Here is a 23,082-nt window from a genome sequence, read left to right on the forward strand (position 1 = left end):
AGCATGATTCATCCGCTCACATACATCCACCCGGACGCCAAAGTAGCGCCCAATGTAAAAATTGATCCGTTTACTGTTATTCATAAAAATGTAGAGATCGGGGAAGGCACCTGGATCGGGTCCAACGTGACCGTGATGGAAGGCGCCCGTATCGGCAAAAACTGCCGCATCTTCCCGGGAGCGGTGATAGCAGCCATTCCGCAGGATCTCAAATTTGAAGGCGAGGATACCCTGGTAGAAATTGGTAATAACACCACCATCCGTGAATATGTGACCGTGAACAGGGGCACCAAAGACCGCTGGAAAACCTCCATCGGCAACAACTGCCTGATCATGGCCTACAGTCATATTGCGCACGATTGCACCGTTGGCGATTACTGCGTTTTCTCCAATAACACCACCCTCGCGGGCCACATCACCGTGGGCGATCACGTGGTACTGGCGGGAATGGTAGCCGTACAGCAGTTCTGCAAGATCGGCAACCACGCTTTTGTAACCGGCGGCTCGCTGGTGCGTAAAGACGTGCCCCCTTATGTAAAAGCAGCAAGGGAACCACTGTCCTACGTTGGCGTAAATTCCATCGGCCTCAAACGCCGCGGTTTTTCGCTGGACAAGATCAACCACATCCTGGACATCTACAGGATACTTTTCGTAAAAGGCAACAATATTTCCAAGGCCATCCGCATCATTGAAGCCGAATTTCCGGCCACGGACGAAAGGGACGAGATACTCTCCTTCATCCGCGATTCCGGCCGCGGCATCATGAGAGGGTACAGCACCAGGGCGAATGACGATCTCGCTTAACCAAGTAGGCAAGCGGTTCAACTACGACTGGATATTCCGTCGTTTTACCTTTACATTCTCCGGTACAGGCCATTACGCCATCCTGGGGCCGAACGGGTCCGGCAAATCCACTTTGCTGCAGATCGTGAGCGGCCACCATCACCACAGCGAAGGCCAGGTACAATACCTTTTTAACGAACAGATCCTCCCGCAGGACCAATTCTTCCGCCATTGCGCCATCGTGGCACCCTACCTGGAGCTGGTGGAAGAATTTACCCTGGAGGAATGTTTCGAATTCCATCTCCACTTCAAATCTTTCCTCCCCGGCTTCAAAAGCCGGGAAATCGCCGATATCGTCGGGCTGGATAAAGCCTGGCGCAAACAGGTACGCAATTTTTCCTCCGGGATGAAACAGCGCGCCCGCCTTGCATTGGCTATTTTCTCAGACGTACAGGTGCTCCTCCTCGATGAGCCCTGCACCAACCTCGACGCCTCCGGCATCGCGCTGTACCAGCGGCTGGTAAGCGAATACTGCGGCAACCGGCTCGTGATCGTAAGCTCCAACGATGAGGCCGAATATGGATTTTGCAAAGAACGTATACAGATCAGTGATTATAAATAGTACTTTTAATCATTCATGTGAATACTAAAAATTCCCTATGAGCATTCCAAACAAAAAAGTAGTGAATGGCTGGGCCATGTATGACTGGGCCAACTCTGTGTATAACCTTGTTATCACTACCACGTTTTTCCCTATTTATTACCTCGGCGTTACCCGTGCCAAATTCGGGGGAGACGATGTCGTGTTTTTCGGCAAAACCCTGAAAAACTCCGTGCTCTACGATTATGTACTCTCCGCCGCTTACCTCATTATAGCCATCAGCCTTCCCATCCTCTCTTCCATTGCGGACACGAGGGGGAATAAAAAGAACTTCCTGCGGTTCTTCTGTTACCTGGGCTCGATGGCCTGCGCGTCCCTTTTCTTTTTTACAAAAGACAACCCGCTGGAACCGGGAATGCTCTCCATAATGCTTGCAGCCATTGGTTTTTGGGGCGGGCTTGTATTCTATAACTCCTACCTTCCCGAGATCGCAACGCCGGAATACCAGGACCGCGTGAGTGCGCGCGGGTTTTCTTTTGGTTACCTGGGCAGCGTGCTCATGCAATTGGTCGGCTTCGCACTGGTAACATTCCTGCCTTTTGGCATACCGGACGACGCCCAGGCGGTTAGGATCACGTTCCTGCTGGTGGGTGTATGGTGGTTCGGCTTCGCGCAGATCACCTTCAAACGCCTTCCCGCTTCCAAACCCGCCATCAGCGAGCATACCGGCAGCGTATTCAAAGACGGTTTTGTTGAGCTGAAAAAAGTATATGCGCAGGTGCGCGTAATGCCCGTTCTGAAACGGTTCCTGCGCGCATTTTTCTTTTACAGCATGGGCGTGCAGACCGTGATGATGGTGGCCGTTATTTTCGCTTCCGTGGAACTGAAAATGGAATCCACCAACCTCATTATCTGCGTGGTGCTCATCCAGCTGGTAGCCATCCTTGGCGCCTGGGGCATGGCGCGCCTTTCAGGCCGCTTTGGCAACTTCAAAGTGCTGATCTGTACCGTGATACTGTGGATAGGCGTATGCCTGTGCGCTTATTACATCACCACCGAAAGCCAGTTCTATATCCTCGCCATGGCCGTAGGGCTGGTAATGGGCGGCATCCAGTCGCTCAGCCGCTCCACTTATGCCAAACTGATACCCGAAACCCGCGATACCGCTTCGTTTTTCTCCTATTACGACGTGACCGAAAAAATGGCCATCGCCATCGGCGTGTTCAGCTTCGGTTATATCGAGCACATGACGAACAACATGCGTACGTCCGTGCTGGTGCTGATCGGCTTTTTCACAATCGGGCTCATCTGGCTTTTTTCTGCTTTGCAGAAACAACGTAGATTAGCAAACGGAAAACCGCAGGCGCCGGTATACGAAACCGAGCAGCTTTAACGCGAGATTCCATCCGAAGACCTTGAGACAGACCGACGAAAGGTCCATCGGGACGAATTAACAGACAAACACCCGCGGGATAAACCTGAACAGATGAAACCGGAGGTTCCATTTTGGCCTTCGGGAAATAAGCTTGAACAGATGAAGTTACATACGATCAATACCGGCCTTTTTAAACTGGATGGCGGCGCCATGTTCGGCGTAGTACCCAAAACGCTCTGGCAGAAGCTGAACCCGCCCGATGCGAACAACCTCTGCACCTGGGCCATGCGCTGCCTGCTGATGGAAGAAAACAACCGCCTTATCCTCATAGACAACGGCATCGGCAATAAACAGGACGAAAAATTCTTCAGCCATTATTATCTCCATGGGGACGATACGCTGGACAAATCACTGAAAGCCCTCGGCTATCACCGCGATGACATCACGGACGTATTCCTCACCCATCTTCATTTCGATCATTGCGGCGGCAGTATAGAACGGCAGGGCGACAAACTCGTTCCCGCTTTTAAAAAGGCTACCTACTGGAGCAACGAATCTCACTGGAAATGGGCAACCAATCCTAATGACAGGGAAAAAGCGTCTTTCCTGAAAGAAAATATCCTGCCCATCCAGCAGAGCGGCCAGTTGAACTTCATTGAAGAAAAAGATGGCGTTTCCTTTACAGATCACATGCGCGTGCGTTTCGCCTTTGGCCATACGGACGCCATGATGCTGCCCGAGATCCGCTACAACGGCCATACGCTGGTATATATGGCGGACCTGCTGCCCTCAGCGGCGCACATTCCGCTGCCTTATGTAATGGCCTACGACATGTTCCCGCTCACCACCCTCGAAGAAAAAAAACGTTTCCTCATGGAAGCAAACGAGCGGCAGTATGTCCTTTATTTCGAACACGATCCCGCTATTGAATGCTGTACACTGTCAAGCACAGAAAAAGGCATCCGGCTGAAGGAATCGTTCCCGTTAAGCTCATTGTAATTCACCCATAAAACATTTAACCATGCAAAAATTACTCATCCGCATCCTGCCAGTAGCCGCAGTGATGGCACTCGCCGCCTGCCAGGGCGGAAACACCGCAACCAACGCCGCAGCCCTGAAGGACTCCCTGGAAATCGATTCGCTGTCCGCCGTGGTAATGACCATTCACGACGAAGGCATGGCCAAGATGATGACCATCCGCAGGCTGAAAACCCGCGTGGATGAAATAAAAGACAGTCTTGCCGCCAAAAAAGCCGATACCACCGCATATTTCACCACCGGCAAAATGCTGGACAGCGCCACCGCCGCCATGAACACCTGGATGACCGGTTATGATATGGAGCTGAAGGATAAAAACGCTCCCGAGAAAAAAGCCTATCTCGAAGCCGAGAAAAAGAAGATCACCGACGTACAGGACCTGATGCAGAACACGATCAAAGGCGCCAAAACCTTGCTGAAAGAAGAATAGTTCCCTATCTTAATTACTGAAAATCTGTCCACATGGCTAACCAGGAAGCATTTCTCGAATACATCAAAAACGGCTATACCTTCAAAGGCGAACATTTTAGACTGGGCTGCGCCATGCTGAACGGCGAAGTGGTGACGGGCGCGGATGTAATGCTGCCGCTCAAAACCCTGAACCGTCACGGCCTGATCGCCGGCGCTACCGGTACCGGCAAAACCAAGACCCTGCAGGTGATCGCGGAGGGCCTCAGCGATGCCAGCGTGCCCGTTATGCTCATGGATATTAAAGGAGACCTTAGCGGCATCGCCGCACCCGGTACCTCCAATGCAAAAATAGAGGAGCGTTATGCAAAGATCGGCGGCACATGGTCTGCCGCGGGTTATCCCGTGGAGCTGCTGAGCCTCAGCCATGAAAAAGGGGTGCGCCTTCGTGCCACGGTAACGGAATTTGGCCCGGTGCTGCTTTCCAAGATACTGGAGCTGAATGATACACAGGCCGGCCTGGTAGCCATGATCTTCAAATATTGCGACGATAACAAATTGCCCCTGCTCGACCTGAAAGACTTCAAAAAAGTATTGCAGTTCGTGAGCGATGAGGGCAAAAAGGAACTTGAAAAAGACTACGGGAAAATATCCACCACTTCCACCGGCACCATCCTGCGGAAAGTGATTGAGCTGGAGCAGCAGGGTGCAACGGTATTCTTCGGGGAAAAATCCTTTGAAGTGGACGACCTGATGCATATCGGCGAAGACGGGCGCGGGAAGATCTCCATTGTGCGCGTAACGGACATACAGGACCGCCCGAAACTCTTTTCCACCTTTATGCTCAGCCTGCTGGCTGAATTGTACGCCACCCTGCCGGAAGAAGGCGATATGGATAAACCGAAGCTGGTGATGTTCATAGACGAAGCGCACCTCATCTTCCAGGAAGCGAGCGATGCGCTGCTACAGCAGATCGAAACCATCATCAAACTGATCCGCTCCAAAGGCGTAGGCATCTTTTTCTGCACACAAAACCCGATGGACGTGCCCGCATCCGTGCTGGGGCAGCTGGGCCTGAAAGTACAGCACGCCCTCCGCGCCTTTACGGCAAACGACCGGAAGGCCATCAAACAAACGGCGGAAAACTATCCCCTCTCCGACTTCTACAAAACCGATGAATTGCTCACCCAGATCGGAATCGGCGAAGCGCTGGTCACCTGCCTGAGCGAAAAAGGCACGCCCACGCCACTGGCCGCCACTATGCTGGTAAGCCCCCGCTCCCGGATGGATATTCTCAACGATTCCGAACTGGACGGGCTGGTGAACAATTCCAAACTCGTCAAAAAATACAACACGGAAGTAGACAGCGAAAGCGCGTACGAGATACTCAACGCCAAACTGGAAGAAGCTGCTGAGCGTACCAAAGCGGAAGAAGAGGAAGCCCCCGCCAAAAAAGGCAGGGCAAAAGAGGAAAAAGGCCTCCTGGAGACGATTATAACCAGCTCCGCCGCAAGGCAGGCCGGCAGGACCGCCGCCAATGTGATTACCCGGAGCCTGCTGGGTGCTTTGGGCCTTGGCGGGAAAAGCAGGAAAAAAAGTAGCTGGTTTTAAGCAAAAAACACAACTTTTCGCTATTCGGAATCTACTAAAGATCAATAGTTTAAGAAGGTCCGCATCACTAACATAATAGTATTTTGCGTTTTTGCACCTGAATAACTGTGAAATTACCCCGTAATACCGGGAACCAGCTATGGTAGCTATAGGAGAGATATAGGCAAGGCGGAGCTGAGGTGGAGATGAGGCGGACTTGATCCGGAGTTGACCCGGTTAATATGCTATCAGCCGCCCGATGTATGGCGTGCTGAGGAAGGGTTTCAAAGCGGGGACAAAACGTCATTTTCAGCAAAAAAAACATCGTTATGATCATCCTTTTTATCGTCGGGCTGGGCTTAGTCTTCAGCGGCATTGGCGCCTGGATGTGGAAAAAACCTCCACGGAGGATCAATCGACTGGCCGGCTACCGTTCACCACGGTCCATGAAAAGCCAGGCTGCGTGGGACTTTGCACAGGTATACTCCGGCAGGCTCATGTGTATCAGCGGTTTGGTGATGATGCTGGTGGTAACGCCCCTGTTCTGGTTTTCCGGGTACAACTTCGATACACTCAATCCCGCACTCATTGTATTGCTTCCTCTTTTCCCGGTACTTGCAGCTACCATAATTCCTATCTATTTTACAGAGCGAAAACTAAAATCACTTTTTGATAACGAAGGGAATCCGAAAAAATAATCCAGATATGTCAGCACCGATCAAAACAGGTTTATGCTCCTACGGCCACAGCGGGTACGCATTCCATGCCCCGTTCATTCACGTGCACCCGGGCTTTGAGCTCACCGCAGTGGTGGAGCGAAGCAAACATCTTACGCAGCAGCGTTACCCGTATGTGAAAATATACCCGGATGTACAATCCCTGTTCAAGGACCCGAACCTGGAACTGATTGTGGTGAATACGCCCAACTATACACACTACGAATACTCCAAAGCCGCATTAATGGCCGGGAAGAACGTGATCGTGGAGAAACCATTCACTGTTACTTCCGCGGAAGGCGAAGAGCTGATACAGCTGGCGGCTTCTAAAAAACTGCTGCTGAGCGTGTATCAAAACCGCCGCTACGACAGCGATTACAAGATCGTGAAAAAAGTAGTGGACGACGGACTGCTGGGTGATATCCTGGAAGTGGAGTTCCACTACGACCGCTTCAAGGAAGAACTGAGCTACAAAGCACATAAAGAAGTGGCCTCCAAAGGCACCGGCGGATTGTACGACCTCGGCTCCCACCTCATCGACCAGGCGCTCACGATCTTCGGCATGCCCAAAGCCGTTTTCGGCGATGTGCGCATCATCCGTAAAGACTCCGTGGTGGACGATTATTTTGAAATGCTGATGTATTATGACACCCTGCGCGTGCGCCTGAAATCCAGCTACCTGGTGAGGGAATCGCTGCCGGCATATATCCTTCACGGCCGGAAAGGCTCTTTTATCAAATCCAAATCCGACATCCAGGAAGCGCTGCTGATGAAGGGCGTGCTGCCCGATACGCCGGACTGGGGCGCTGAATCACCGGCCGAGTGGGGATTGCTGCACACTGAAATAGACGGCAAAACCGTAAAAGAATACCTCCCGGGAGGCAATGGCAATTACCTGGATTATTACCAGGGCATTTATGCCGCGCTGCGCGAAAACAAACCGAACCCGGTAACGCCGGAAGACGGTCTGAATGTGGTAAAAGTAATTGAAGCTGTCTTCAAAAGCAGCGAAGAAGGCCGTGTGATCGAGCTGTAGAGCGCGATTGCCCCGGCAAAATATATCATTTGCGCGATCAGGTTCTCAGGGAGAGTATACCATCTCCGTCGCGCAACACACAACCTTCTGCGATCAGGAACTGCAGGGTGGCCAACACCCTGCTTTCCTCCGCATCTATCCGGTCCACCAGCGCCTGCACGGTTCTTTTTTCCTCCAGGGCTTCAAGGATGGCGGCGGTCAGTCTCCCGAATTCCCCTTCCTTCACCTCCCCTTTCGACCTTTTTACGCATACATCACATACGCCGCAGGGCTTTGCGTCATTCTCTCCGAAATAAGCCACCAGCTGCTGTGTGCGGCAGGTATTGCTGTTACGCGCATAGGCGGCGGTGGCGGCGATCCGTGTTTCCATTACTTTTTTCCTGGCTTCCACACGGGCCATGTTCACCTGTAAAAACTGCGCACCCACTCTTTCTTCCAGGAAATTGAGTTGGGGATTGTCTTTGCGGGGATAATACCGGATAATCGCCTGCCGGTGCAGCAGTTGAAGGTCATGGATCACGTCCTGCTCGTCTATGCGCATGATCCGCGCGATCTGTTTTTCGAAGACGGGAACGGCATTGTCAATGATGCCTTCGTAGGTACGTAGCAGCGTTTTTATGAGCGGCTCCATGGGCGGATTGGCCGTTTCATATTCGTACATCGCATCGCGGTTGGTTACAAATTCAACCCTTGAAGGGATATACACGCTTTCGCTGAGCTGCCAGACGCCTTCCTGCTCCAGGATGCGCAGCACGCTGAATGTGGTGGTGATATTGAGGGAAAAACGTTTTACAAATTCATTGATATCGAAATCGTAATACACGCCTTCGGTTCCTTTGGGCACCTGCAGGTAATTCACTACCGCCTGGAATACTTCGCGGATCTCGTCGAGACCCGGGAACTGAAGCGGGATGCGGGCTTCCAGCTCCGTGATGTCCCTCTCGGAATACAGCATCACGGCATAGGCTTTTTGTTCATCGCGGCCCGCGCGGCCTGCTTCCTGGTAATAGGCCTCGATGCTGTCCGGCAGGTCTTCATGAATGACCATCCGTACGTCCGGTTTGTCTATCCCCATGCCGAAGGCATTTGTGCAGACCATTACGCGTATGTCGTTTTTTATCCAGGATTCCTGGCGGGCGGAGCGCTCGGCGCTGCTGAGGCCGGCGTGGTAATAACTCGCCGCGATGCCCTGCCCGGCAAGATGATTGGCTACTTCTTTTGTCTGCCGCCGGTTCCGGCAATAAACGATGGCGGAGCCGGGCACACGGTCCAGTATCTGCCGGATGCGGGTGAGTTTGTTTTCACCTTCAGAGACGCTGTAGGAAAGGTTCGCCCGTGCAAAACTTTTCACAAACACTGCCGGGTCGCGCAGCTGGAGCTTTTCGCAGATATCTTCTTTTACTTTTGGCGTAGCCGTGGCCGTGAGGGCCAGTATAGGCGCATCGGGAAACTGTTCGCGGATGCTGGCGATCTGCAGATAAGCCGGCCTGAAATCATACCCCCATTGGGAAATACAATGCGCTTCGTCTACGGCTATCAGTTTTACGGGCAGCACTTCGCAATACCAGCGGAAACGGCGGCTTTGCAGCCGCTCCGGCGACACATACAGGAATTTGATCTCCCCTTCACGCGCCAGGGCCAGCACCTTTTCCACATCACGCGCCTGCATGCCCGCGTAGATGGCAAATGCCGGGATGCCGCGTTTGTTGAGGTTTTCCACCTGGTCCTTCATCAGCGCGATCAGCGGGGTGATCACGAGGCAAAGCCCGTCGTTCATCATCGCCGGCACCTGGAAACAGATGGACTTTCCCCCGCCTGTGGGCAACAATGCCAGCGTATCGCGGCCACCGGCAACGGATGCAACGATCTCGTCCTGCAAGGGCCTGAACTGCTGGAAACCCCAGAAGCGGTGTAATATGGAAAGTGCCGAAGCCATGGATCAATGTTTCTGTAAATAGGGTAAAGACCAGCCTTTTTTTAATGCGGTTAAACGGATCGCGATAACCAGCAGAATGCTGGCGATCATATTCCAGTCCTCATCCACACCGATATGCCGCAAGCCGATATAAAGCGCCGCACCCGCGAGGCAGGCCGTGGCGTAAATCTGGCGGCTGAAGATAAGCGGTATTTCGTTCACCATCATATCCCTGATCACCCCGCCGAAAATAGCGGAGATCATGCCGAGGATGACCGCGGCCCATGGATGCACGCCGTACAGCAGCGCTTTCTGCAAACCGATCACCGTGTAAAACCCTATCCCAATGGTATCGAACAGGAAGATGGAGCGGCGGAAACGCAGCAGCCGCGCGCGGAACAGTACCGTGACCAGTACGCCGAGGGCTATCGCAATGATGTAGTTCTTATCGCCTACCCACACCGGGCGTACGCCCAGGATGAGGTCGCGCATGGTGCCGCCGCCGATGGACGTGACGAAGGCGGTGAAACTCACGCCAAAAATGTCGTGGTACATCTTTTTATCCCAGGCGGCCAAAGCCCCTGATATGGCGAATACAAACGTACCGATAAGGTCAAACCAGTATATCATTCAGCAAACCGATTATGATATACGAATTAACGACAAATTTTAATGGCTTACGTTTTTGAAGCGGAGACGGACGGAGTTAATGGCCAGTACAACGTCGGACAATCCCATGATCAGCGCGCCCACGATGGGGTTCAGGAAACCGAGCGCCGCCACGGGAATGGCCACCACATTGTAGATAAAGGCCCAGAACAGGTTCTGTTTGATGGTGAGATAAGTATGTTTGCCCAACCCCATTGCCAGCGGCAATGCGCCCAGGTGGTTGTTCAGCAATATCACGTTTGCGCTCTGCATGGCTACCTGTGTGGAATCGCTCAGCGATATGCCGATGGTAGCCTTTGCCAGTGCGGGCGCATCGTTGATGCCGTCCCCCACCATAGCGGTAGGCGCGGATAACATCAGCTCGTCTATCTTTTGCAGTTTCTGCTGCGGCGATTGCTCGGCGAACACTTCGTCTATGCCCAGCTCACCGGCCAGTTGCTCACATTTGCGCCGCATGTCGCCGCTGAGGAGGATAGTGCGGATACCGCTGTTTTTGAGGTCCGCGATCACTTTTTTCGCTTCCGGTCTCAGCTCATCGATAAAATCGACCCAGCCGGCCAGGGCGTCGTTGCGGAGCAGGTAAATGCTGTGTGTATCGTCTGTGGTAGCGTCTTTGGCCATAATGTAGGAACCCAGGCGCCATTCATTACCCTCCTTGTCTTTGGCGGCCATGCCCACGCCTTTGTGTTCGCGCACCTGCTGTAAAGCCGTTTCCGGTACCCCTTTCCAGGCAGCGGTAAGTGAGCGGGCAATGGGATGCGAAGAATATTTTTCGAGGCTGAAAACCAGGGAACGGAAGGTTTCATCTTCCAGGTCTATGGTTTTCCATTGGCCTATCTGCAGTTTGCCGGTGGTGAGCGTGCCGGTTTTGTCGAACACGATCTGGCGGATATTCCGGAAAGACTCCAGGGTATTGGCCCCTTTGATGAGGATACCATTGCGGGCGGCGCGGCCGAGGCCCACCATCACGGCCGCGGGAGTGGCAAGGCCCATGGCGCAGGGGCAGGCAATGACCAGCACCGCTACACTGCGCATGATGGCTACATCCAGCGTTGTGCCCCCGATAAAATACCAGCCCAGGAAGGTAACCAGCGCAATACCGAGCACCGCGGGCACAAAAATGCCGCTGATCTTGTCCGCCAGCTTCTGCATGGGCGGTTTGTTGTGCTGGGCCTGTTTTACCAGTTCTATGATATAAGATAGCACGGTATCCTTGCCGGTAGCGGTAATATACATCTTGATACTGCCGCTGTCCAGGATGGTGCCGCCGATGACCTTTTCTTTTTCATTCCGCGATACGGGCCCGCTTTCGCCGGTGATCATGGATTCGTCCACATGCCCGCTGCCCCAGTAAATGGTGCCGTCCATGGGGATCTTGTCGCCGGTGTTCACCAGTACGCGGTCGCCCACACGCAGGGCGCTGTTGTCCACCTCGTCTATGTGTTCCTGGCCTTTATCGTTCACATGTATCTTTTTCGCCACGGTATGCTGCATCTTCGCCAGCTCCGCAATAGCGGTGGTAGTGGATTTGACGGACCTTTCCTCCAGCAGGTTGCCCAGGAACACCAGGGTAAGAATGGCGGCAGCGGTTTCGTAGAAAAGATAATCCGCACCCATGTTCATGAGCGTACCCGTAAGGCTATACGCAAATGCCGCGGTAGCGCCCAGGGTGATCAGCACGTCCATATTGGCCATCCCGTTGCGCAGGGAGCGGAAGGCGCTCCGGCCGAAATGGAGCATGCCCACGATGTATACGGGCAGCGTCAGTGCCAGCTGTACCCAGGCATTGTGCAGCCAGTGCCAGCTCACCCACATGTGCAACAGCAGGGGGGCCGTAAATACAAGACAGAACCAGAATTTAAACGCAAGCGTAGTATAAAACGGCTTCGTGCCCGCGCCCTGGTTGGGCAGCACTACTTCGTAGCCAAGACTGTTAATACCGTTGATGATGTCCCCGGCATTGGCGCCCTGGGGAACGTTGAAGCTCAATTCCTCGGTGGCCACGCTGATGGCCACATCTTCCATGCCTTTTTTCTCCAGGTATTTGGAAATGGTAAGGGCGCAGCTGGAGCAGTTCATCCCTTTTACTTTGCAACTGATCGTTTCCATAGCTTTTTCAAATTATTCCACGGGGGTAACTGGATGCGATACAAAATTACCACATACCGCCCTTCAGAAGGAGTGATTTTATTGCAACGGCGGTGCTTTTTACAGCCCCTCCCATAGCAGGAAATGCCATGGGAGGGGCTTCCGCGAAAGGGGAATTATTATTGCAACCAGGGTGCTTTTCGGGTATTCCGGGCGGGCCGTACTGCCGGAAAAACGGAATTAAAAGGCCGGTTGAACGACGTACGGATTAATGGGCCGGAATTGCTAATTTTATGGCTTATTCAGGGATTATAGCGTATGAGAGTTACTTTTTCGCATGCGGAGCTGCCGGAAACGGCCCGGCAATTCTGGGAAACTTACGTCAATGAGCAGGTTTTTGCATTGAATGGCGATATGGGTGTGGGAAAAACCACTTTTGTAAAAGCCCTTTGCGCAGCAAAAGGGGTGGAAGACTCCACCGCCAGCCCCACATTTTCCATTATCAACGAATACCGGTATACAGATGCCCGCAAACGGGAAAAGATCATTTACCACCTGGACCTCTACCGGCTGAAAAGCCTGGAAGAAGCCATAGAAGCAGGAGTAGAAGATTGTCTTTACCATCCGGACGCTATCTGTTTTGTGGAATGGCCGGACGTGGTGACGCAGTTGCTGCCAGGGAATACGGTATATGTATACCTGTCTGTAACGGCGGACCAGCGCAGGAAGCTGATCGCCGGATCGGCCGACCCGGGGGAATTTACGCCTTCCCTGCAATAAATAAATGTATCTTTGAAAGCACCTAACACACTCAATTTTCTACGATTATGGAGCCAAGGCAAAAAACTGTTGTGAGTGCCGGATTTACATATTCCCCGTTGGAAGAAACGCTGGATATACCCCTGAAAAACTCCAGGCTGTTCATCGGTATCCCCAAAGAAACTTCCTTCCAGGAAAGCCGCATCGCGCTTACACCCGATGCAGTCAGCATTCTTAGCAACAATGGCCATCACATAGTGGTAGAGCACAAAGCCGGCGACGGCTCTCACTTCTACGACACTGACTACTCCGAAGCGGGGGCGGAGATCGTGTACGATAAAAAAGAAGTGTTCAAAGCGGACATCATCGTGAAATCCGCACCGCTCAACGACGAAGAGATCGAGCTGCTGCGCCCGCACCAGATCGTGATCTCCCCCATCCACCTCTCCGTGCTCAAAGCAGAGCAGTTGCAAAAGATGATGGACAAACGTATCACCCTTCTTTCATTCGAGAACCTGAAAGACGATTCCGGCACTTACCCCATCGTAAGGGCTATGAGTGAAATAGCCGGAGGCGCCGTGATGCTCATTGCCGGGCAATACCTCAGCAATTCGAATAAAGGCAAAGGCATCCTGCTGGGTGGCGTTACAGGTATCCCGCCCACCAAGGTCGTGATCATCGGCGCGGGTATTGTAGGGGAATTTGCGGCCCGTACGGCCCTTGCACTGGGCTCTTCCGTAAAAGTATTCGACAATAATATCTATAAGCTGAAAAGGCTTCAGAATAACATCGGCGTACGTGTATTCACCTCCGTGATCCAGCCGAAAGTGCTGGCGGAGCAATTGCGCAATGCGGATGTAGCCGTTGGCGCCCTCTCTTCTCAAAGCGGCAGAACGCCCATCGTGGTATCCGAAAGCATGGTGAGTAACATGAAGGCCGGCTCCGTGATCGTGGACGTCAGCATCGACCGCGGCGGCTGCTTCGAAACCTCTGAGGTGACCACCCACGAAAACCCCGTCTTCAAAAAATACGACGTGATCCACTATTGCGTGCCCAATATCCCCTCCGGTTTTGCAGGCACCGCTTCACAAGCCATCAGCAACGTATTGATGCCCCTGCTGCTGGAAGCCGCGGATGACGGCGGCTTCGAAAACCTTGTATGGATCAAACGCGGCGTGCGCAACGGCATTTACCTTTACAAAGGCGCCCTCACCAATTACCACCTCAGCGAAAAATTCAAATTAAAGTACACCGACCTGGAACTGCTGCTGGCGGTGAAAGGGTGAGAATCAAAACAACGTATACCTCACCAGCAGCTGCACGCCCGTAATCTGGGAGTCCAAAGCCAGGAACGGGCTGATGTTATGCGGGAGAACAAATCTGGCTTCCGCATGCAGTTTATTGTACCGTACACCCACGCCCGCCATTAATGGCAGCATGAACTCCCGGCCACCGTCCAGCGCTTTTTCAGCAGGCGGAATATAAGAATTGAATTCTCCCGTCCTTCTCAGCTCGTCTTTTCCCCCAATGGAGATTGCGCCTGCCACGCCTGCATTCACATACGGGCGGAGGTTTCCTTTCGGATAAGTATATTTCACCATCGTCTGCACCTGGATATACTGTAAGTCCACATCCACACTATAGTTCAGGCCATTGCGCATGAAGTTGGACGCCATAGCGCGGCTGGTATACACCACCTCATTGTTCCAGGAGAATTTCTGGCGGTTGCGGGAAATGGGTATGTCCAGGAAGAGGCCGAGCACGGGAGAAATTTTACCGCCATATTTACCATTTGCCAGCGGGTGACTGCCGGTGAACCTGGTGAAGTTCAGGCTTCCACCACCCATCACGCCAAGAGTGGCGCGGGTTTGACGGTCTTCTTTCCTGAATGTAACCTGTTCGCCGGGATAACGGCAGGCAACATATTGCTGCAATACTTTGCGGATGGCCTTTTCTGAATAATCCATACGCAGCATTTTATGCTCCGGCACACACTTTCCGACGATATTAACAAGTTGCTGGCGGTAGAAATTATGGGTCTTCAGTTTATGGTAATCGACGGATTCCGGGTTGTCGATAAAAACCTCTTTTTTTACAAGCTGGGTAACATCGCCGTTTTCCATCACCGCGTAATGCTCCCGGCTGTTCCTGTCGGTGTAGAGCAACAGTTTTACAGGGCCGTCCATCATGACGCGGAAGAAATGCTCACCTGTAATGGTATCACGGGCGGAAGAAGCGGAAAGTTCGTTCACGGTTTCGTTCGTAACGTCCAGCACGGCTGAGATGGAGAGGTGGAGCTCTTCGTTCTCCGCTACGCGGAACCCTTTGATGTCCCCCGGTTTATAGTTTTTCTCCGTTCCCCCGTTTTCACGGAAAACGATCTGCAACGGGCTTACATCCCACTTCCGGTAATCAATAAGGCCACGGATGCTGTCCCCATTGCGGAGCAGCAGAGTGCCGGGTATGAAATTTTGCTGCGCGGCAAGGGAAAGGGCTGCCAACAGGCAGGCACAGGTGAGGTACAGGGACTTCATGTATATTTTTTAAATTCCGTTAAGCTTCCATCTGGTAGCCCATAAAAAAGGCGCCAAGGATAATGATGCCCACCACGATGCGGTAATAACCCCACATCTTGAAACCGAACTTCTGCAATGCCCCGATAAAAAACCTGATGGCCAGCATAGCGACGATAAATGCCACGATATTGCCGATCACCAGCAGTTTGATATTCTCGGCGGAACCCAGGATGAGATCACGGTGTTTGAGCAGTTTGTATCCCGTGGCGGCGGCCATGGTAGGCACAGCCAGGAAGAAGGAAAATTCGGCTGCGGCATGGCGGGTAAGTTTCTGCTGCATACCGCCAATGATGGTGGCCGCGCTGCGGCTCACGCCGGGTACGAGCGCCAGGCACTGGAACAGCCCGATGCGGATGGCTTTAAAATAGTCCATCTCCTCGTCTGATTTTATGGTGGGTGCGTTGAACCATTTGTCCACATACAGCAGCACAATACCGCCCAGCAGCAGGGTGATGCCCACTACTTCGGGCCTTTCGAGCAGTCCGTCTATCACGTCGCCGAGCAGGTAACCGAGGATGAGCGCAGGCAATACGCCCAGGAAAAGTTTCAGGTAAAACTGCGGTTTACCGAAATTGAAGAACTTTTTCCAGTACAGCACCACTACCGCCAGGATGGCCCCCAGCTGGATACATACCTCAAAAAGCTTGGTAAATTCGTCTTTATTGATCCCCATCAGGCTGCTGGCTATAATCATGTGGCCGGTGGAAGAAACGGGGATGAATTCTGTCACGCCTTCTACAATCGCAATAATGATCGCTTCTAAGATGCTCATGGTGTTGAAAAAATAAGAAAAGCGATGAGGTACTCATCGCTGTATGATCGAATGATTTTTGTGCTGTTTATTGTTTGGGTTTGCGCATGATAGCGTACACCTCTACGGCCAGGCCAAGCAGGATAACGATCGGCGCGAGGGTGATGCGGCGGAAGCTGTATACTTCTTCAGGCGCGAAGCGGTTGGGATCGCTGCTGCCACCCATCATCAGCAAAAAGCCGATCACGATCAGGGCAACGCCCGCCAGCATCAGCTGATAATTCATTTTCCCGAAGAGGCTTTGTTGTTGTTCGCCTTGTTTGATTTCTTTAGCCATTATCGTAAGTTAACTTTTGATCAATATAAATCGTCCAGTTTCAGTTTGAGGTACTTCATCACCGCGCGGTGCGTGCTCAGCAGGGAGATCACGATGCCGATGGCGATGAGGCCCAGGAACAGCAGGCTGGTCATCACGTAGTCCCGCATGCCTTTCAGTTCCGGCAGGGCGGATTCCGCCATATACATCAGCGCTATCAGGGTGGCAATGGCCAGGATGGCGCTAATGGCGCCATTGATGATGCTGCGCATATCAAAGGGTTTGGCAATGAACCAGCGGGTAGCTCCCACCATTTGCATGGTTTTGATCAGGAAACGGTTGCTATACATTGCCAGGCGGATGGTATTGTCTATCAGGAAAAGCACGACTATCGCCATTACGATACTGATCACCAGCAGCACCATCCCGATCTTCTGTACTTTGTCCAGCACCTGGGTCACCAGGGCTTTGGGATAGTTCAGCTCACGCACGGCCACCCGGTTTTTGATATGATCCTCGATCATTTTCAGGCTGTCCGGATGTACATAACGCTCGTACAGGGTGATGTCGATGCTTGCGTCCAGCGGGTTGTAGCCCAGCACGGCGAAGTTTTCCTCGGGGTTTTCCTTTTTGAACCTTTCCGCGGCCATGTCTTTGGACACATATTCGATCTGCTTTACAAACGGCATCACAGCGAGCGAATCTTTGAGCAGATTAGCCTGCTGGTCTTTCACACTCTCGCGCAGAAACACCTGTAACTCAATGCTTTCCTTGAAATAACGGCTGAGGTTCCGGGCATTGATCATAAAAAGGCCGAGTACGCCGAGCAGTATCAATACCAGTGTAACACCAATGATTGAATAGATATACGACGGCTTCGATTTCTTTGCTGATGATTTCCCTGATTGAGCCATTCCTCTTTAGTTTATGGGCGAAAATAATAAAAATTAGGAGTTATGTTTACATTTGCCATCCCAAACGGTATTTTAACATTTTTTATTATATAGAAATGTAGCCGGTTGGAAAATGACGCGCAAAATCTTAAATTACTATAACCGCCCGGAAATCCGGGCTTTTTACGCATATGGAGTACAATTTCAGGCAGATCGAACGGAAATGGCAGGAACATTGGGTAAAAACCAATGCCTACAGGGTCAGTAACAGCAGCAACAAGCCCAAGTGTTACGTATTGGACATGTTCCCATACCCTTCCGGGGCGGGTTTGCATGTTGGCCATCCGCTGGGATATATCGCATCGGACATATACGCCCGCTTCAAACGCCTCAAAGGATTTAATGTGCTGCACCCCATGGGGTACGACGCTTTTGGCCTCCCGGCCGAACAATACGCCCTGGAAACAGGCCAGCACCCCGCTGTGACCACGGAAGCAAACATCAATTCCTTCCGCAGCCAGCTGGATAATATCGGGTTTAGCTTCGACTGGGAGCGTGAATTCCGTACCAGCGACCCTTCGTATTACAAATGGACGCAATTTATCTTCCTCCAGCTGTTCGAAAGCTGGTATAACCGTCATGCCGGCAAAGCCGAGCCCATGGAAACGCTCGTGCGCATTTTTGAAGCGGATGGCAACATCCATCACGAATGCCCCGGCGACCGCCACATCCGCTTCAGCGCCGATGACTGGAACGGGTATACGTATGAAGAACAGCAGGAAATACTGATGGAATACCGCCTGGCTTATCTCGCCCATGCCGAGGTGAACTGGTGCCCCGCATTGGGCACGGTGCTGGCAAACGACGAGGTGATCAACGGCGTAAGCGAACGCGGCGGCCATCCCGTGATCAAGAAAAAGATGCGCCAGTGGTTCCTGCGCATCACGGAATATGCGGACAGGCTGCTGGAAGGACTTGAGAAGATCACCTTCAGCGAAGCCATGAAAGACATGCAGCGCAACTGGATCGGGAAGAGCCAGGGCGCGGAGATCAAGTTCAACGTGGCCGGTTCCATGGAAAATATCGTGGTGTACACCACCCGCCCGGATACCATTTTCGGGGTGGATTTTATGGTGATAGCGCCGGAACACGACCTGGTGGAACGCATTACCACATCAGAACAACATGAGGCCGTAAATGCCTATAAAGAATACGTACAAAGCCGCTCCGAGCGCGAGCGCATGGCCGAAGTGAAACAGATCACCGGTTGTTTTACCGGCGCTTATGCCGTGAACCCTTTTGACGGCAGGAAGATACCCGTGTGGATCTCTGAATACGTGCTGGCAGGTTATGGCACCGGCGCCATCATGGCGGTGCCTTGCGGTGACCAACGTGATTTTAATTTCGCGAAACACTTCAGCATCCCTGTTACGAACATCCTGGGGCCCGCGTTCAACGGCGAAGATGCCAATCCTACCAAGGAAGGCAAGCTGTACAACAGTGACTTTATCACCGGCATGGAGATGAAAGACGCCACAGAAGCGGTGATCAGCAAGATAGAAAACCTCGGTATCGGTAAAAAACAGATCAATTACCGCATGCGCGATGCGGGTTTCAGCCGCCAGCGTTATTGGGGGGAGCCTTTCCCGATCGTGTTCCGCAACGGCGTTCCCGAAGCATTACCGGCGGAAGAGCTGCCGCTGGAACTGCCGCACGTGGAAAATTACCGTCCGGGTGAGGAAGGTGAAGGGCCACTGGCCAATGTGACCGATTGGGTAAACCTGCCTTCTTCCGCAGGCACTTCTCTTCGCCGGGAAACCAATACCATGCCCGGTTACGCCGGCAGCAGCTGGTATTTCCTCCGCTACATGGACCCGCAAAACGATACCGCCTTCTGCGACCGGAAGATTTCCGATTACTGGGGCCAGGTGGATCTTTACATTGGCGGAACGGAACATGCCGTAGGGCACCTGCTTTATTCCCGTATGTGGACCAAAGCCCTGTATGATCTGGGGTTCATCGGGTTCGACGAGCCTTATAAAAAACTGGTGAACCAGGGTATGATCACCGGCAGCAGCAGGCTGGTGTATCGCGTGCGTGGCACTAACCAGTACGTATCCGCAGGCCTCAAAGACAAATACGAAACAGACGAGCTGCATGTGGACGTGAACATTGTGGATGGCCTGGAGCTGGACACGAAAGCTTTCCGCGAATGGCGGTCGGACTTTGCCAGTGCGCAATTTATACTTGAAGATGGTAAATACATCTGCGGAACGTTGTCTGAAAAGATGAGCAAACGTCTTTTTAATACCGTAAACCCGGATATGATCGTGGATAAGTTCGGTGCGGACACATTCAGGATGTATGAAATGTTCCTCGGCCCGGTGGAGCAGAGCAAACCCTGGGAAACCAAAGGCATAGAGGGCGTACACCGTTTCCTCAAAAAACTCTGGCGCCTCTTCATGGATGAGCAGAAAGGCCTGATCGTGAAAAATGATGCGCCCACAGCGGAAGAACTGAAGACCCTGCATAAAACCATCCGCAAGATCGAAGAAGATACCGAGCGGCTGTCTTACAACACTGCGGTGAGTGCCTTTATGGTATGCGTGAACGAACTGACAGACCTTAAATGCCATAAAAAAGCAGTGCTCGAACAGATACTCATCCTGCTCGCGCCTTACGCTCCGCACGTCAGCGAAGAACTGTGGCAAACAATTGGTAACAGCGGTTCTATTCTTGACGCCGCCTTCCCTGAATTTGAAGGAAAATACGTCGTGGAAAGCGCCAAGGAATACCCTGTTTCAGTAAACGGCAAGCTCCGCACCACTATCAACATCTCCCTGGACGCCGGAGCTGAAGAAGTGCACCAGATTGCACTTTCCAACGAGGTCGTTCAAAAATGGGTGGAAGGGCAAACCATCAAAAAGATTGTTTTTGTACCCGGCAAGATGATCAATATTGTGATCTGATCCTGGTTAAAATGATACGGATCCCGGCCGAAAGATCTTCAGCCGGGATTTTTTATGTTTGATCAGTGATGTACAAAACTCAATTCCGCGGTCACTTTAAAGATTTACCCTGTTCTCCTCTTCTTTGGACCCTGTGTTCCTCGATCTTGCGCTTTTGATCTGCTGATTGCCGAACTTCCATGACAGCTGGAGATTAAGCCTTCGCGCTTCCCAACGGTTGATCCAGAGCACGCTGGCCGCATCTGTGTAAATATTCGCGCGAAAACGGCGGGTATTAAAAGCATCGTTGAGATTTACGCGGATGCTCCCTTTGTCTTTAAAGAAACTTTTCTGCACTCCGAAATCCACACCATAAGCAGGCTGATTGTGATACTGGCCCTGCGGCTGAGCCGTTGAATAATCCCCACCAATCTGCACACGGAATTTATTGGGCAGTGTGAAAGTCATATTAGTAGAGAATTCCGCACCCGTGCCGTTATTTTTGAACTCTTTGCCGGGCAGCACCGATGTGTACCCCGCATACCCGAATCCCGCGTTAGTTTCAATTTCCCACCATTTCGTGACCGGCAGTGCGATGGTTACCGAAAGATAGGTATACACTCCGTGTCCGATGTTCTCGGTCTTGTTGCGGATCACCCGGGTAACGGGGTCGCTGGTGAGAATGGACTCACTGTAGTGTTCTGTATAACGATAGTATGCAGTGGTATAGAGCCAGTTCTGAAAGTTATGCCTTAGCTGCAGCACATGATTGAGCTGGGGTTTCAGGTAAGGATTTCCTTCAATGAAAGTATACGGATCAATGGCGCGTACAAAAGGATTGAGGGTTTGATAAGACGGCCGGCCGATACGTTTTCCATAGCTGAAGGTGATCTGCTGGTCTTCCGTGAGCCTGCGCATAACGTACAGCGTGGGGAAAAGATTGGTATACCGGCTGCTCACCAGCGAATCCAGCGTAACGCTCAGCCCGCGTGCATCCGTACGCTCTACACGAAGCCCTGCCTGGAAGCTCCATTTTTTGGTATCGTAGCTCAGGGAGGCATAGGCCGCCTGTATCTGCTCTGTATATTGAAAATGATTGGACCGAAGCCCGTCAGGTGTCCATTTGGCCTGGAGCAGCGAGTCATAACGAAAATCATTGTCCGAACGCACGTAGCTTGCTTTGACCCCGGTCTCCAGTTTAAGCGCCTTGCCAAAATAACGGGTATAATCCGCTTTGAGGGAAACGATAGCCAGGTCTGTGGGCGCCTGGTTCCGCAACTGCGCGAGACGTTCGTAGTTCAGATCATTCAGGATCCCTTCATACAATGTTTTGTTGTAGATAGCCATATCCGCATCCACAGCTATGGAACTGCCCAATGTGTCCAGGTTTCGCTGGAGGTTGGCATTCAGGCGATAGCTGCCGGTGCGTTCCGCACGGTCTGTAAGGGCCGTTAGCAGGGATGATTCAGGTTTCCGCTGATCTTTGTCTATCGTCACCGCTTCAGACTGGCTGTTTGTATTGTTCAGGTATACATTGGCAATGATGCCGATCGTTGTTTTATCATCAGGCATATAATCCACGCCTGCCCTGAAGGAATGTGAATTTCTGAACGGATGCCAGTAATTCTCGCTTAACAGCTCCCCGCCTTCTTTATTGGCGCTGTTAAGCGTAAGCAGGTTGTAAGATTCCGAAAAATAGTAATTGTAGTTGCCATACAGGTTAAATCTGCCTTTGCGGTAATTCAGGCTGAGGCCGGAACCCGCCTTGGGATATTTGCCCATGCCGCCGCTGAGGAATATATTTCCGTTCAGCCCCTGCTGGATGTTCTTTTTCAGGCGGATATTGATGATCCCGGAAGAACCGCCCGCATCATAACGGGAAGACGGTGTAGTGATAATCTCGATCTTACTCACGATGTCCGCTGGCTGGCTTTTCAGCCATGCCGTAAGCGTTTCCCCGGTAAAATTTGAAGGGCGGCCGTCTATCCAGATAGCGGTGCCGGGCGCGCCCATCAGCAGGAGGTTATCCTGCTGGTCCGCACGGATTCCTGGCGCCCGCTTCAACACTTCAAAGATGCTGTTTCCCGTGGCGATGATGTTATTCTCCACATTAAGCACCATTTTATCCGCGAATACCTCGATGTAAGGCTTCTTCGCCAGCACTTCCACTTCTTTCAGCGAAGCGGCCTGCTTCAGTTGCAGCTCCGGCAAGGTGCGGTGTCCGTTGAGTTCAATTCTCCCGCTATAGGTTTTGGCAAACCCGGCCTGTGAAACAGCCACCAGGTATTGCCCCGTGGCAAGGCCTTCCATAATGTAGTGACCTGTGCTGTCACACACGGCGCCTTTTATCAGCATAGAATCCGCCGCATTCAGCAGCATGACGGTGGCATAGGGAGCCGGTATACCCGGGCCGGTCCTGACAGTCCCTGTGATCCTGAATTGAGCGGATGCGGCAGTACAGCAGACAATGCTTAGAAGGAGAGAGGATAAAAATTTCATATGGGATTCGTTGTGCCGTAAAATTGGCGGAAGCCGTTCACGCTTGCCCTGGGTATTATACCAACCCTGCCGGTAATACGACTAACTGCTTATTTTCCCATCGCCTCCGGTTGGTCGGATC

19 protein-coding genes are annotated in these 23,082 nt (G+C 52.3%); 11 read left to right on the forward strand and 8 right to left on the reverse strand.

Features of this window, described 5'->3' with window-relative positions:
• The first annotated feature begins 3 nt into the window (after window positions 1-3).
• The 8 genes from lpxA (at window position 4) to EG028_RS23495 (ending at window position 7,547) form a co-directional block, all read left to right on the forward strand.
• Complete coding sequence (gene lpxA / locus EG028_RS23460; protein ID WP_120518730.1) at window positions 4-804, forward strand: acyl-ACP--UDP-N-acetylglucosamine O-acyltransferase; 801 nt, start codon at window positions 4-6, stop codon at window positions 802-804.
• Complete coding sequence (locus EG028_RS23465) at window positions 788-1,405, forward strand: ABC transporter ATP-binding protein (RefSeq protein ID WP_120518729.1); 618 nt, start codon at window positions 788-790, stop codon at window positions 1,403-1,405. Before lpxA ends, EG028_RS23465 begins: the two co-directional genes overlap by 17 nt.
• Window positions 1,406-1,442: 37 nt before the next feature.
• Entirely contained in the window at window positions 1,443-2,777 is a 1,335-nt protein-coding gene (locus EG028_RS23470) for an MFS transporter (RefSeq protein ID WP_120518728.1), read from the forward strand.
• Between the two features lie 141 nt (window positions 2,778-2,918).
• Window positions 2,919-3,758, forward strand: coding sequence for an MBL fold metallo-hydrolase (locus EG028_RS23475; protein WP_120518727.1), 840 nt, complete (start codon window positions 2,919-2,921; stop codon window positions 3,756-3,758).
• A 22-nt stretch (window positions 3,759-3,780) separates the two neighbouring features.
• Window positions 3,781-4,227 (forward strand): hypothetical protein, encoded by a 447-nt coding sequence (locus EG028_RS23480; protein ID WP_120518726.1) that lies wholly within the window; start codon window positions 3,781-3,783, stop codon window positions 4,225-4,227.
• Between the two features lie 32 nt (window positions 4,228-4,259).
• Window positions 4,260-5,816, forward strand: a complete 1,557-nt coding sequence (locus EG028_RS23485; protein WP_120518725.1) for a helicase HerA-like domain-containing protein — start codon at window positions 4,260-4,262, stop codon at window positions 5,814-5,816.
• A gap of 308 nt (window positions 5,817-6,124) precedes the next feature.
• Window positions 6,125-6,493, forward strand: a complete 369-nt coding sequence (locus EG028_RS23490; protein ID WP_120518724.1) for an SdpI family protein — start codon at window positions 6,125-6,127, stop codon at window positions 6,491-6,493.
• A 7-nt stretch (window positions 6,494-6,500) separates the two neighbouring features.
• A complete protein-coding gene (locus tag EG028_RS23495) occupies window positions 6,501-7,547 on the forward strand; it encodes a Gfo/Idh/MocA family oxidoreductase (RefSeq protein ID WP_120518723.1) in 1,047 nt (348 codons plus the stop codon).
• Window positions 7,548-7,584: 37 nt separating this feature from the next.
• Here the strand turns inward: EG028_RS23495 and EG028_RS23500 are convergent, their stop codons facing one another.
• From EG028_RS23500 to EG028_RS23510, 3 genes are read right to left on the reverse strand one after another with little or no spacing between them, the layout of a single operon-like run.
• Entirely contained in the window at window positions 7,585-9,483 is a 1,899-nt protein-coding gene (locus EG028_RS23500) for a RecQ family ATP-dependent DNA helicase (RefSeq protein WP_120518722.1), read from the reverse strand.
• Window positions 9,484-9,486: 3 nt separating this feature from the next.
• The gene (locus tag EG028_RS23505; RefSeq protein WP_120518721.1) at window positions 9,487-10,092 is read right to left on the reverse strand and encodes a trimeric intracellular cation channel family protein; all 606 of its coding nucleotides are present in this window, start codon (window positions 10,090-10,092) and stop codon (window positions 9,487-9,489) included.
• 39 nt (window positions 10,093-10,131) lie between these two features.
• The gene (locus EG028_RS23510; RefSeq protein ID WP_120518720.1) at window positions 10,132-12,240 is read right to left on the reverse strand and encodes a heavy metal translocating P-type ATPase; all 2,109 of its coding nucleotides are present in this window, start codon (window positions 12,238-12,240) and stop codon (window positions 10,132-10,134) included.
• Between the two features lie 297 nt (window positions 12,241-12,537).
• Between EG028_RS23510 and tsaE the strand changes: the two genes are divergently transcribed.
• Both tsaE and EG028_RS23520 read left to right on the forward strand, forming a co-directional pair.
• Window positions 12,538-12,999, forward strand: a complete 462-nt coding sequence (gene tsaE, locus EG028_RS23515; protein ID WP_120518719.1) for a tRNA (adenosine(37)-N6)-threonylcarbamoyltransferase complex ATPase subunit type 1 TsaE — start codon at window positions 12,538-12,540, stop codon at window positions 12,997-12,999.
• Between the two features lie 47 nt (window positions 13,000-13,046).
• Complete coding sequence (locus EG028_RS23520; RefSeq protein WP_120518718.1) at window positions 13,047-14,264, forward strand: alanine dehydrogenase; 1,218 nt, start codon at window positions 13,047-13,049, stop codon at window positions 14,262-14,264.
• A gap of 3 nt (window positions 14,265-14,267) precedes the next feature.
• Here EG028_RS23520 and EG028_RS23525 read toward each other — a convergent pair whose 3' ends face one another.
• From EG028_RS23525 to EG028_RS23540, 4 genes are all read right to left on the reverse strand, one after another.
• Window positions 14,268-15,512 (reverse strand): outer membrane beta-barrel protein, encoded by a 1,245-nt coding sequence (locus EG028_RS23525; RefSeq protein WP_120518717.1) that lies wholly within the window; start codon window positions 15,510-15,512, stop codon window positions 14,268-14,270.
• Window positions 15,513-15,531: 19 nt separating this feature from the next.
• A complete protein-coding gene (locus EG028_RS23530) occupies window positions 15,532-16,326 on the reverse strand; it encodes an undecaprenyl-diphosphate phosphatase (RefSeq protein WP_120518716.1) in 795 nt (264 codons plus the stop codon).
• 67 nt (window positions 16,327-16,393) lie between these two features.
• Window positions 16,394-16,642, reverse strand: a complete 249-nt coding sequence (locus tag EG028_RS23535) for a DUF3098 domain-containing protein (protein ID WP_120518715.1) — start codon at window positions 16,640-16,642, stop codon at window positions 16,394-16,396.
• A gap of 20 nt (window positions 16,643-16,662) precedes the next feature.
• Window positions 16,663-17,535 (reverse strand): cell division protein FtsX, encoded by an 873-nt coding sequence (locus EG028_RS23540; RefSeq protein WP_123864774.1) that lies wholly within the window; start codon window positions 17,533-17,535, stop codon window positions 16,663-16,665.
• 170 nt (window positions 17,536-17,705) lie between these two features.
• On the opposite strand from EG028_RS23540, the gene leuS reads away from it, so the two are divergent.
• On the forward strand, window positions 17,706-20,483 hold the full coding sequence (gene leuS, locus EG028_RS23545) for a leucine--tRNA ligase (protein WP_120518713.1): 2,778 nt from the start codon (window positions 17,706-17,708) through the stop codon (window positions 20,481-20,483).
• 96 nt (window positions 20,484-20,579) lie between these two features.
• Here the strand turns inward: leuS and EG028_RS23550 are convergent, their stop codons facing one another.
• The gene (locus EG028_RS23550) at window positions 20,580-22,961 is read right to left on the reverse strand and encodes an outer membrane beta-barrel family protein (RefSeq protein WP_120518712.1); all 2,382 of its coding nucleotides are present in this window, start codon (window positions 22,959-22,961) and stop codon (window positions 20,580-20,582) included.
• Window positions 22,962-23,082 lie beyond the last annotated feature (121 nt).

It is taken from the genome of Chitinophaga barathri (assembly GCF_003807585.1).
GTDB classification, from domain to species: Bacteria; Bacteroidota; Bacteroidia; order Chitinophagales; family Chitinophagaceae; genus Chitinophaga; species Chitinophaga barathri.